Annotated in this window: 11 protein-coding genes; all 11 read left to right on the top strand. The window is 73.8% G+C overall.

The window, feature by feature from the left end; genetic code table 11:
• Positions 1-284: cupin domain-containing protein (locus tag CCN44_RS20270; protein WP_143649876.1), on the top strand; the 284-nt coding region annotated here is incomplete at its 5' end.
• Positions 285-390: 106 nt separating this feature from the next.
• On the top strand, positions 391-687 hold the full coding sequence (gene gatC / locus CCN44_RS20265) for an Asp-tRNA(Asn)/Glu-tRNA(Gln) amidotransferase subunit GatC (RefSeq protein WP_031117542.1): 297 nt from the start codon (positions 391-393) through the stop codon (positions 685-687).
• Positions 688-691: 4 nt separating this feature from the next.
• Positions 692-2,185, top strand: a complete 1,494-nt coding sequence (gene gatA / locus CCN44_RS20260; protein WP_059252739.1) for an Asp-tRNA(Asn)/Glu-tRNA(Gln) amidotransferase subunit GatA — start codon at positions 692-694, stop codon at positions 2,183-2,185.
• Positions 2,182-2,421 carry a hypothetical protein gene (locus CCN44_RS20255; RefSeq protein WP_030654172.1) on the top strand — a complete coding sequence of 80 codons (240 nt, stop codon included), beginning with the start codon at positions 2,182-2,184 and terminating at the stop codon, positions 2,419-2,421. The genes gatA and CCN44_RS20255 overlap by 4 nt, the downstream gene beginning before the upstream one ends.
• Before the next feature lie 16 nt (positions 2,422-2,437).
• The gene (gene gatB, locus CCN44_RS20250) at positions 2,438-3,952 is read left to right on the top strand and encodes an Asp-tRNA(Asn)/Glu-tRNA(Gln) amidotransferase subunit GatB (protein WP_086698490.1); all 1,515 of its coding nucleotides are present in this window, start codon (positions 2,438-2,440) and stop codon (positions 3,950-3,952) included.
• A 173-nt stretch (positions 3,953-4,125) separates the two neighbouring features.
• A complete protein-coding gene (locus CCN44_RS20245; RefSeq protein WP_086698489.1) occupies positions 4,126-4,470 on the top strand; it encodes a hypothetical protein in 345 nt (114 codons plus the stop codon).
• A 161-nt stretch (positions 4,471-4,631) separates the two neighbouring features.
• A complete protein-coding gene (locus tag CCN44_RS20240; RefSeq protein ID WP_086698491.1) occupies positions 4,632-6,863 on the top strand; it encodes an MMPL family transporter in 2,232 nt (743 codons plus the stop codon).
• A complete protein-coding gene (locus tag CCN44_RS20235) occupies positions 6,841-7,416 on the top strand; it encodes a GNAT family N-acetyltransferase (RefSeq protein ID WP_059252743.1) in 576 nt (191 codons plus the stop codon). Before CCN44_RS20240 ends, CCN44_RS20235 begins: the two co-directional genes overlap by 23 nt.
• 35 nt (positions 7,417-7,451) lie before the next feature.
• Positions 7,452-8,048 carry a hypothetical protein gene (locus tag CCN44_RS20230; protein ID WP_086698488.1) on the top strand — a complete coding sequence of 199 codons (597 nt, stop codon included), beginning with the start codon at positions 7,452-7,454 and terminating at the stop codon, positions 8,046-8,048.
• A gap of 196 nt (positions 8,049-8,244) precedes the next feature.
• Entirely contained in the window at positions 8,245-8,436 is a 192-nt protein-coding gene (locus tag CCN44_RS20225) for a hypothetical protein (protein WP_059252745.1), read from the top strand.
• Positions 8,437-8,561: 125 nt separating this feature from the next.
• Positions 8,562-11,374, top strand: a 2,813-nt coding sequence (locus CCN44_RS20220) for an ATP-binding protein (protein WP_208639805.1), incomplete at its 3' end; no start/stop codon positions are given.

Here is an 11,374-nt window from a genome sequence, read left to right as displayed (position 1 = left end):
TCGACGGCGAGGCCGAGGTCCTCTCCGGCGACGACGTGGTGACCGCCGCACGCGGCGACCTGATCATCGTCCCGCCGGACCGCCCCCACGCCTTCGCCGCCGCCCCCGGCAGCACCGCCGACCTGCTCATCGTCATCGCCCCGGGGGTCGAGCGCTTCGAGTACTTCCGCCACCTCCAGCGCATCCGCCTCGGCGAGGCCACCTCGGAGAGCCTGCTGGAGGTGCAGGAGCGATACGACAACCACTTCCTGAAGAGCCCGGCCTGGGAGGGGCGGCACCGGTGACGCGGAGGCCGGGGAGGCGGCCGGGGGGAAACCGTTTCACGGGCACCGGGCGCCGCCCCATAGGATTGGGCCCAAACCACACACACTCACCCCAGAGGATCGCTGCATGCCTGGCATCACGCGCGAGGAGGTCGCCCACCTCGCCCGGCTGGCGCGTCTGGAGCTGAAGCCCGAAGAGCTTGATCACTTCGCCGGCCAGCTGGACGACATCATCGGCGCGGTGGCCCGCGTCAGCGAGGTCGCCGACCAAGACGTACCGCCGACCTCGCACCCGCTGCCGCTGACGAACGTCATGCGCCCGGACGAGGTCCGTCCCTCGCTCACCCCCGAGCAGGCGCTCTCCGGCGCCCCGGCCCAGGAGCAGCAGCGTTTCAAGGTGCCGCAGATCCTGGGGGAGGACTGATCCCATGACGGACATCATCAAGCTCACGGCCGCCGAGACCGCCGCGAAGATCGCTTCCGGCGAGCTGACGGCCGTCGAGGTCACCGAGGCCCACCTCGCCCGCATCGAAGCGGTCGACGAGAAGGTGCACGCCTTCCTGTACGTCGACCGCGAGGGCGCCCTCGCCCAGGCCCGTGCCGTGGACGAGAAGCGCGAGCGCGGCGAGAAGCTCGGCCCGCTGGCCGGCGTCCCGCTCGCGCTCAAGGACATCTTCACCACCGAGGGCGTGCCCACGACCGTCGGCTCGAAGATCCTGGAGGGCTGGATCCCGCCGTACGACGCGACGCTCACCCAGCGGCTGAAGGCCGCCGACGTCGTCATCCTCGGCAAGACCAACATGGACGAGTTCGCCATGGGGTCCTCCACCGAGAACAGCGCCTACGGCCCGACCGGCAACCCGTGGGACCTCACCAAGATCCCCGGCGGCTCCGGCGGCGGCTCCTCCGCGGCGCTGGCCGCGCACATGGCCCCGCTCGCCATCGGCACCGACACCGGCGGCTCCATCCGCCAGCCCGCCGCCGTCACCGGCACGGTCGGCGTGAAGCCGACGTACGGCGCGGTGTCCCGCTACGGCATGGTCGCCTTCTCGTCCTCCCTCGACCAGGGCGGCCCCTGCGCCCGTACGGTCCTGGACGCCGCCCTGCTGCACGAGGTGATCGCCGGGCACGACCCGCTGGACTCCACCTCCATCGACGCCCCGGTCCCGCCGGTGGTCGAGGCCGCCCGCAACGGCAGCGTCGCCGGCATGCGCGTCGGCGTGGTCAAGCAGTTCCGCGGCGAGGGCTACCAGGCCGGTGTCATCCAGCGCTTCGACGAGTCGGTCGAGCTGCTCAAGGAGCTGGGCGCCGAGATCGTCGAGCTGGACTGCCCGTCCTTCGACCTCGCCCTGTCGGCGTACTACCTGATCGCCCCGTCCGAGTGCTCCTCCAACCTGGCCCGGTTCGACGGTCTGCGCTACGGCCTGCGCACCGGCGACGACGGCACGCACTCCGCCGAGGAGGTCACCTCCCTCACCCGTGAGGCGGGCTTCGGCCCCGAGGTGAAGCGCCGCATCATGCTCGGCACGTACGCCCTGTCGAGCGGCTACTACGACGCGTACTACGGCTCCGCGCAGAAGGTCCGTACGCTCATCAAGCGGGACTTCGACAAGGCGTTCGAGCAGGTCGACGTGATCGTCTCCCCGACGACCCCGACCACCGCCTTCGCGATCGGCGAGCGCGCCGACGACCCGATGGCGATGTACCTCGCGGACCTGTGCACCATCCCGACCAACCTGGCGGGCAACGCGGCCATGTCCCTGCCCTGCGGTCTCGCCCCGGAGGACAACCTCCCGGTGGGCCTCCAGATCATCGCCCCGGTGATGAAGGACGACCGGCTGTACAAGGTGGGCGCCGCCGTCGAGGCCGCCTTCGTGGAAAAGTGGGGTCACCCGCTGCTGGAGGAGGCACCGTCGCTGTGAGCGCACTGTCCAAGGCCAAGGGCTTCAAGAAGTCCAAGTCCGGTACGTACCTGTCCATGGCCGCCACCGCGTTCGGCGCGGTCGGTGCCATGAAGCAGATCAAGAAGGCCCGCGCCGAGAACGACACGCTGCGGCTGGTCGACGCGGTCGTGACCGCCGCCGGCATCGCCACCGGCCTCGCCATCCTCTACCGCGAGCTGAAGCGGCTGGGCGACGACGACGTCCTGCTGGGCTGAGAGGGAAGTTTTCACCGTGACCACCACGACCGACCTGGTGTCGTACGAGGACGCGCTGGCGTCGTACGACCCCGTCATGGGCCTTGAGGTCCATGTCGAACTCGGCACCAAGACCAAGATGTTCTGCGGCTGTTCGACCTCCCTCGGCGCCGCCCCGAACACCCAGACCTGCCCGGTCTGCCTCGGCCTGCCCGGCGCGCTCCCGGTCGTCAACGCGACCGGCGTCGAGTCCGCGATCAAGATCGGTCTCGCGCTGAACTGCGAGATCGCCGAGTGGTGCCGCTTCGCCCGGAAGAACTACTTCTATCCGGACATGCCGAAGAACTTCCAGACCTCCCAGTACGACGAGCCGATCGCCTTCAACGGCTACCTCGACGTGCAGCTGGAGGACGGCGAGGTCTTCCGCGTGGAGATCGAGCGCGCCCACATGGAGGAGGACACCGGCAAGTCGACGCACGTCGGCGGCGCCACCGGCCGTATCCACGGCGCGTCCCACTCCCTGCTGGACTACAACCGCGCCGGCATCCCGCTGATCGAGATCGTCACCAAGCCGATCGTGGGCGCCGGCGAGCGCGCCCCCGAGGTGGCGAAGGCGTACGTCCGCGAGCTGCGCGAGCTGATCCGCGCGCTCGGCGTGTCCGAGGCCCGCATGGAGATGGGCCAGATGCGCTGCGACGTGAACCTGTCGCTGATGCCCAAGGGCAGCGAGAAGTTCGGCACGCGCTCCGAGACGAAGAACGTCAACTCCCTGCGCTCGGTGGAGCGCGCGGTGCGCTTCGAGATCCAGCGGCACGCGGCCGTGCTCGGCGACGGCGGCACGATCGTGCAGGAGACCCGCCACTTCCACGAGGACACCGGGTCCACCACCTCGGGCCGGGTCAAGGAGGAGGCCGAGGACTACCGGTACTTCCCGGAGCCCGACCTGGTGCCGGTCGCCCCCTCCCGCGAGTGGGTCGAGGAGATCCGCGCGGCGCTGCCCGAGCTGCCGCTGGCCCGCCGCACCCGGCTGCTGGCCGAGTGGGGCATCTCCGCCACCGACATGCAGGCGATCCTCAACGCCGGCGCGCTGGACCCGATCGTCGCCACCATCGACGCCGGTGCCGACGCGGCCTCCGCCCGCAAGTGGTGGATGGGCGAACTGGCGCGCAGCGCCAACGAGTCCGGCAAGGCGCTGGACGAGCTGGCGATCACCCCCCAGCAGGTGGCCCGGGTCACCGAGCTGGTCGCGAAGGGCGACCTGAACGACAAGCTGGCCCGCCAGGTCATCGAGGGCGTCCTCGCGGGCGAGGGCACCCCGGACGAGGTCGTCGAGAAGCGCGGCCTGAAGGTCGTCTCCGACGAGGGCGCGCTCACCGCCGCCGTCGACGAGGCCATCACGGGCAACCCGGCCATCGCGGACAAGATCCGCGGCGGCAAGGTGGCCGCGGCCGGCGCCCTGGTCGGCGCGGTCATGAAGGCCACCCGCGGCCAGGCCGACGCGGCCCGCGTCAAGGAGCTGATCCTGGAGAAGCTGGGCGTCGCCGAGGGCTGATCCCGCACACGGTCGTACGGCCCCGGAGGCACGCCCTCCGGGGCCGTACGGCTGTCGCGGCGCCCCGCCACCCGGGTGAACCCGGGCGGGCCGGCCCGGCCACGGACCCGCTGCGGCCGAAGGCGCCGCCCCGCGCCAGGTCTTCCCACCCGGAGGCGGTACGCTCGCCCGCCATGAGTGGACGCACCGATTCCGACACCGACCCCGTGATAGCCGAGGACACCCAGGACGCCGACGACGCCCAGGACGGCGAGGACGGCGAGGAGTACGTCGGGGACGCCCGGCGCGCCCGGTGGATCGCCGCCGGCACCGGAGCCCTCCTCTGCCTCGCGGGGCTCGCCGCCTCCCTGCTGCGGCTCACCGGTTCCGCGCCGGCCCCCGTCCCCGCCGCCTACGCCCTCGGCGCCGCCGTCTGCGCCCTGGCGGCGGTGCTCGGCGCCAAGGGCCGGACCCGCAGGGCCCTGTGGCTGCTCATCGCCGGGACGATGGTCATGGCGCTCGGGGACCAGTTCGACTGAAGTCCCCGCCGGACGTGTGAAGAAGCCCACGATCACGGCAAACGATCATTTTCGCCTGTAAGAGTGTCATCTCGTCACTCACGCGTTCTTTGCGGGCTGTTCAGTTTTTGGGCGATCGTTCCCGGCTAAAGATCCACATATCGTCTTCTGGGAGCATGCCCGTGGCAGACCTCGCGCGTTGGTGTGTCCGGCACCGCCTGGCCGCCGTCCTGCTGTGGCTCCTCGCCTTCGGCGGGGTCACCGCGGGCGCGGCCCTGGCCGGTTCCGCGTACTCGAACGACTACGAGGTCCCCGGCACCGAGTCCGGCCGCGCGGCCCGGCTGCTCGCGGACGGCTTCCCGGGCCTGGGCGGGGACAGCGACACCGTCGTCTGGCACACCGTCACCGGCACGGTCCGCGCCCCCGACATCGAGCAGAGCATGACCCGCACGCTGCGCCGGATCGCCGCACTGCCCGGCGTGGCCTCGGTGGCCGGCCCCCACGGCGACCAGGGCACCCGCCGGATCAGCGCCGACGGCCGTACGGCCTACGCCACCGTCACCTTCGCGCGGCAGGCCGAGGACATCGGCCCGGCCGAGGCGCAGGCCGTCGTCCGCACCGCCAGGGCCGCCGCGGGCGAGGGGCTCCAGGTGGAGCTGGGCGGCAGCGCGATCGGGCTCACCGAGGCCCCGCGCGGGCACACCGCCGAGGTGGTCGGGGTGCTCGTCGCCGCCGTCGTGCTGTTCCTCGCCTTCGGTTCGCTCGCCGCCTCGCTGCTGCCGATCGCCACCGCGCTGGTCGGTGTCGGCACCGCGTACGCCGGGATCCGGCTGCTCGGGCACGTCATGACGGTCGCCGACTTCGCGCCCATGCTGGGCATGCTGATCGGGCTCGGTGTCGGCATCGACTACGCGCTGTTCATCGTGACCCGGCACCGGCGCGGCCTGAAACGCGGGCTGAGCGTCACGGAGGCCGCGGTGAGCGCCGTCGCCACCACCGGACGCGCGGTCGTCTTCGCGGGTGCGACGGTGTGCATCGCCCTGCTGGGGATGCTGATACTGCGGCTGGGCTTCCTCAACGGGGTCGCCGTCGCCGCCTGTCTGACGGTCGTGCTCACCGTCGCCGCCTCGGTGACCCTGCTGCCCGCCCTGCTGTCGTACCTCGGCCCGCGCGCCCTCAGCCGCCGCGAGCGGCGCCGGCTCGCCGAGAACGGGCCGCGCCCCGAGCTGCCCACCGGCCTCGCCGCCCGCTGGTCGGCGCTGGTCGAGCGCCGGCCCAAGCTGCTCGGCGCGCTCGCCCTCGTGGTCGTCGCGGTGCTCGCCCTGCCGACCCTCTCGCTCCGCCTCGGCACCTCCGACCAGGGCAACGACCCCCGCACCGCCACCACCCGCAAGGCCTACGACCTGCTCGCCGAGGGCTTCGGGCCCGGCGTGAACGGGCCGCTGACGCTGGTGACGCGGGTGGACGGCGGCGACGACAAACTCGCCCTGGACAACCTCGATGCCACCCTGCGCGCCACCCCCGGCGTCGCCGCGGTCACCCCGGCCGTCTACGCCACCGGCGGGGACATCGCGTACCTCACCGTCGTCCCCGCCTCCGCGCCGCAGTCGCAGCACACCAGCGACCTGGTGGACCGGCTGCGCAGCCGTGTGCTCCCGCGCGCGGAGCGCGGCACCTCGCTCGACGTGCAGGTGGGCGGAGTCACCGCCGGCTACGACGACTTCGCGGATGTGATCGTCGGCAAACTGCCGCTGTTCGTCGGCGCGGTCGTCGGGCTCGGCTGCCTCCTGCTGCTGCTCGCGTTCCGCTCGCTCGGCATCCCGTTGAAGGCCGCCGCGATGAACATCGCCGCCGTCGCCGCCGCGTTCGGCATCGTCGTCGCCGTCTTCCAGTGGGGCTGGGGCAGCGAACCGCTCGGCCTCGGCCGCGCGGGCCCCATCGAACCCTTCCTGCCCGTGATCATGGTCGCGGTGCTCTTCGGGCTCTCCATGGACTACCAGGTCTTCCTGGTCGGCCGGATGTACGAGGAGTGGCTGGAGACCGGCGACAACCGGCGCGCCGTCCGGGTGGGGCTCGCCGAGACCAGCCGGGTGATCAACTCCGCCGCGGTCATCATGATCTCGGTGTTCCTCGCCTTCGTGCTCAGCGGGGACCGCGTCATCGCCATGTTCGGCATCGCGCTCGCCGCCGCCGTCGCCCTCGACGCCTTCGTCCTGCGTACCCTGCTCGTGCCCGCCCTGATGCATCTGCTCGGCGCCGCCAACTGGTGGCTGCCCGGCTGGCTGGAGCGCCGTCTGCCGCGCGTCAGCATCGAACCGCCCGAGTGCCGCGCCGCGCATGAGAGGCTCGGCCGGGTCCCGGTGGACGAACTGCGGAAGGAAGAACGGCACGATGTACGCGATATCGCTCGGTGACGACGGCGCCGAACTGCGGCCCCTGGAGGTCTGGCACGCGGAGGAGCTGCTCGCCAGCATGGACCGCGGCCGGGAGTTCATCGGCCGGCACATCGGCCTGGCGGACGCGGTGTCCGACCTGGACGGCGCCCGGGCCTGGCTGAAGTCGTACGCCGACAAGCGCGGCGCCGACGCCGGCAGCGTGCACGGGATCTGGCTGGACGGCAAGCTCGTCGGCGGGCTGCTGTTCCGGGTCTGGGACACCCCGGGCGGCGTCTGCGAGGCCGGCTGCTGGCTGGAGCCGGCGGCGGCCGGGCGGGGACTGGTCACGCGCGGGATGCGGGTGCTGCTCGACTGGGCCTTCGAGGAGCGCGGCATGCACCGGGTGGAGTGGTACGCCTCCTCGGCCAACGAGCCGAGCATCAACGTGGCCCGGCGGCTCGGCATGACCCGCGAGGGCGTGCTCCGCGAGAACTTCCGGCACCGGGGGGTCCGCGCGAGCACCGAGATCTGGGCGCTGCTCGCGCCCGAGTGGCGCGCGGCACGCGCGCGTACCGCGCACAACGATCATTAAGGGACCTCTCAGACAGCGTCCGTACGGTGCCGGGCATGGCAACGAAGACAACAGAAGGCACCGAGACCGGCACCGCGGCCGGCACCGGGGCGCGCAAGGACGACGAGACGACGGCGGCGGCCGGCGCCCCGGAGGAACGGGCCGTGGACGCGGCACAGCCCGACGAGGACGCCGTGGCGAGCGCCGCGGAAGGGGAGGGGGAAGGGGACCCGGAGGAGGCCGCCGGTGACAAGGCGCCCTCCGGGGTCGGCCAGGGCGCCGGTGCCGTCGTCTCCGCCGCGCTGGGCCTGGTCTCGCTCAGCGGCGGCTGGATCGGCACCGTCGCCTCCGCGCGCGAGCAGCTCGTCGGCCAGCTCCGGACGTCCTCCACCGCCAGCGTCGCCACGCAGGTCAAGGAGGTCTACGGCGACGCCTGGCACACCACCGCCCTGTGGGCGGGCCTGTTCGCCCTGGCCGCGCTGATCACCGGCGTCGTCGTGCTGGCCCGGCCCGCGTTCGGCGTCCCCGGCCGCCCGCAGGCGCCCTGGATCAAGTCGGTCGCCTGGGCGGGTGTCTCGCTCGGCGTCATCGGACTGCTCCTGGCCGTCCTGAAGTACTCCGACGCACTGCTCGGCCTGCCCTCGACCGGCTGACGGCCCGCAGGCTCCAGGGGCCTCAGGGCGTCCGTGCGCTCCGACCGGACGCCCTAAGGCCCCTTATCCGCGCGTGCGGCGCGCCGGCCGCCCGAAGATGCGGAACTCTCCCGATGCGGCGGACCCGCCTGGGAGACGAAGGTGGAGGACATCGCCGACAGCGGCGTCCCCCACCGTCTCTCCCGAAGGATCCGCCATGCACCAGCTCGAACTCCACCGGTTCCGGTCCGCCGAACTGCGCCGCGAGGCCCAGCAGGAGCGCCTGGCCCGCGAGGTCCTGCGGCACCGCCGCGCCGCCCGCCGCGCCGAGTCCGCCGGCCACGGCGCCCCGGCCGCCGAGTCGCATACCGACGGGCCCCGCCGGCACGGGCAGCCGCGCACCGCATGACCCGCTCGCCCGCCGGTGCCCACCGTCTGCCCCGTTCGTCCGCACGTACGGCTCTCCCGGCGACCGGTACGACGATCACACGGGACCTGTGGAAAACCGGTGCCGGGGCATCCCGGCCGCGTGCGATGCTCGGGCCCGTGGAGAACAGGTCCGTCAGTCCCGTGTTCGTCGGCCGCACCGACGAGTTGGACACGCTGAACGACGCGCTCGCCCGTGCCGCCGCGGCCGAGCCGCAGGCGCTGCTGCTCGGCGGCGAGGCGGGCGTCGGCAAGACCCGGCTGGTGGAGGAGTTCGCCACAGTCGCCGCCGGGCGCGAGGCCGTCGTCGCCGTCGGCGGCTGCGTGGAGATCGGCGCCGACGGGCTGCCCTTCGCCCCCTTCTCCACCGCGCTGCGCGCCCTCCGGGACGCCCTGCCCGAGCAGTTCGCCGCTGCGGCGGCCGGCCAGGAGGAGGAACTGGCCCGGCTGCTGCCCGACCTCGGCGAGGCCGGCGCCGGCCGCCACGACGAACAGGGCATGGCCCGCCTGTTCGAGATCACCGTCCGGCTGCTGGAGCGGGTCGCCGCCGCGCGCACCGTCGTCCTCGTCCTGGAGGACCTGCACTGGGCCGACGCCTCCACCCGCCATCTCCTCGCCTATCTCTTCCGCACCCTGCGCACCGGCCGCCTCCTCGTCCTGGCCACCTACCGCTCCGACGACATCCACCGCCGCCACCCGCTGCGCCCCCTGCTCGCCGAACTGGACCGGCTGCGCACCGTCCGCCGCATCGAACTCGCCCGCTTCACCCGGGAGGAGGCCGGCCGCCAGATCGCCGGCATCCTCGCCGCCGAACCCGACCCCGCCCAGGTGGACGAGATCTACGCACGCTCCGACGGCAACGCCTTCTTCATCGAGGAACTCGCGGTCGCCGGCGCCGAGGGCAACTGCACCGGCCTCAGCGACTCCCTGCGCGACCTGCTCCTGGTCCGGGTGGAGGCCCTGCCCGAGAGCGCCCAGCGGGTCGCCCGCATCGTCGCCGAGGGCGGCTCCACGGTGGAGTACCGGCTGATCGCCGCCGTCGCCCAGCTCGCCGAGGACGACCTCATCGAGGCGCTCCGGGCCGCCGTCGGTGCCAACCTCCTCACCGTCACCCGGGCCGGCGACGGCTACCGCTTCCGGCACTCCCTGGTCCGCGAGGCCGTCGCCGACGACCTGCTGCCCGGCGAACGCTCGCGGCTCAACCGCCGCTACGCCGAGGCCCTGGAGGCCGACCCGACCCTCGTCCCCGCCGACGCCCGCGTGATGCGCCTGGCCAGCTACTGGTACCACGCCCACGACGCCGCGAAGGCCCTGCCCGCCGTGCTGGCCGCCGCCGTCGTCGCCCGCCGCCGGCACGCCTACAGCGAGCAGCTCGGACTGCTGGAACGGGCGATGGAGCTGTGGGACGCCGCCCCGCGGGAGGTGCGCTCCGCCCTCCGCCCGGTCGACTGCACCGACGTCTACCCCCCGTGCGGCGGCGACCCGGCCACCACCCCGCTGCGCTACCTCGACCTGATGGCCGAGGCCGCCGTCGCCGGCCGCTTCGGCGGGGAGCGCGAACGCGCCCTGAAGATCACCAAGCGCGCCCTGCGCCTGCTGGAGGAGGACCCCGACCCGCTGCGCGCCGCCTGGTTCTGGGTGCAGCGCTCCCGGCTGGTCCAGGCCCTGGCCCGCGGCGACGGCCGGCAGGAACTGGGCACCGCCCAGGACCTGGTGCGCGGCCTGCCGCCGTCCGAGGTGCACGCCGAGGTGCTGGCCGTCGCCGCCAACTGGTCCATGCAGCGCCGGCCCGGACCCGAGGCCCTCGCCGCCGCCGAGCGGGCCGTGGAGTACGCGCGGATGGTGGGCGCCCGGGAGACCGAACTGCACGCCCGCCTCACCCTGGGCGGCCTGACGGTGGAGTCCGGCGACCCGGAGACCGGCCTCGCGCAGATGCGGCAGGTGCTGCACGACACCCGCGCCGAAGGCCTGCACCATGTCGCGGGCCGCGCCTATGTGAATCTGCCGTCCGCGCTGCAGAGCGTCGGCCGGGACCGGGAGGCCGTCCCGCTGCTGCGCGAGGGCATCGAGTTCTCGCGCGGGCACGGGCTGCTGGACTCCGAGGCCTGGGTGTGGGGCAACCTCTCCGAGGCGCTGTACTCGCTCGGCCAGTGGGCCGAGGCCGCCGAGGCCGCCGCGCACGCGACCCGGGTCGGCCACAGCGCCAAGCCCCGCGGCATGGGCGCCCTGCGCCTGGCCCACCTCGCCCTGGGCCGCGGCGATCTGGCCGAGGCCGCCCGGCAGCTCGCCGCCGCCCGCGCCCGGTACGGCACGCACGACCCGATGCCCCAGCAGTCCCTGCCGCTGGCCCGCATCACCCTCGGGATCGCCGCCGCCGAGGGCCGGATCACCGACGCCCGCGCGGCCCTGCTCCCGGCTCTGGACGCCGGGTTCCCGCCCGGCACCCACCGCCACGGCTGGCCGCTGCTGCTGGCCGCCGCCACCGCGGAGGCCGACGCCCGCACCCTGCCCGCCGCCCGGCCCGGCCGGGCCGAGATCCTCGACCGCCTCTCGGCCGCCGTGCGGACCCTGACCACCGGCGTCCCGCTCTGGCACGCCTACGGCCAGTGGACCCGGGCCGAACTGCTGCGCGCGCAGGGCCGGGACACCACCGGCACCTGGTCCCCGGTCGTCACCGCCTTCGAGTGCCTGGACCGCCCCTACGACCTGGCTCGGGTCCGCCACCGCCTCGCCGGGGCGCTGCTGGCCGAGGGCGGCGACGACGAGCGCGACCGGGCGGTGGAGCTGCTGCGGCTGGCCGCGGCGGTCGCCGACCACCTCCGGGCCCGCCCCCTGGCCGACGCCGTCGCCCGGCTCGCCCAGCGGGCCCGGCTCACCCTGGGCCGCGCCGCCCGGCAGGCCCCCGCCGACCCGGCCGCGGC

It is taken from the genome of Streptomyces tricolor (genome assembly GCF_002155905.1).
In the GTDB taxonomy this organism is placed as follows: domain Bacteria; phylum Actinomycetota; class Actinomycetes; order Streptomycetales; family Streptomycetaceae; genus Streptomyces; species Streptomyces tricolor.
This window is presented reverse-complemented; position numbering and strand designations above follow the sequence as displayed.

What these genes read in the sequence shown, in the direction of transcription:
- CCN44_RS20230 (WP_086698488.1), top strand. Translation starts at nt 7,452, where the DNA reads ATGGCAACGAAGACAACAGAAGGCACCGAGACCGGCACCGCGGCCGGC.
- gatA (WP_059252739.1), top strand. Translation starts at nt 692, where the DNA reads ATGACGGACATCATCAAGCTCACGGCCGCCGAGACCGCCGCGAAGATC.
- CCN44_RS20245 (WP_086698489.1), top strand. Translation starts at nt 4,126, where the DNA reads ATGAGTGGACGCACCGATTCCGACACCGACCCCGTGATAGCCGAGGAC.
- CCN44_RS20225 (WP_059252745.1), top strand. Translation starts at nt 8,245, where the DNA reads ATGCACCAGCTCGAACTCCACCGGTTCCGGTCCGCCGAACTGCGCCGC.
- CCN44_RS20235 (WP_059252743.1), top strand. Translation starts at nt 6,841, where the DNA reads ATGTACGCGATATCGCTCGGTGACGACGGCGCCGAACTGCGGCCCCTG.
- gatC (WP_031117542.1), top strand. Translation starts at nt 391, where the DNA reads ATGCCTGGCATCACGCGCGAGGAGGTCGCCCACCTCGCCCGGCTGGCG.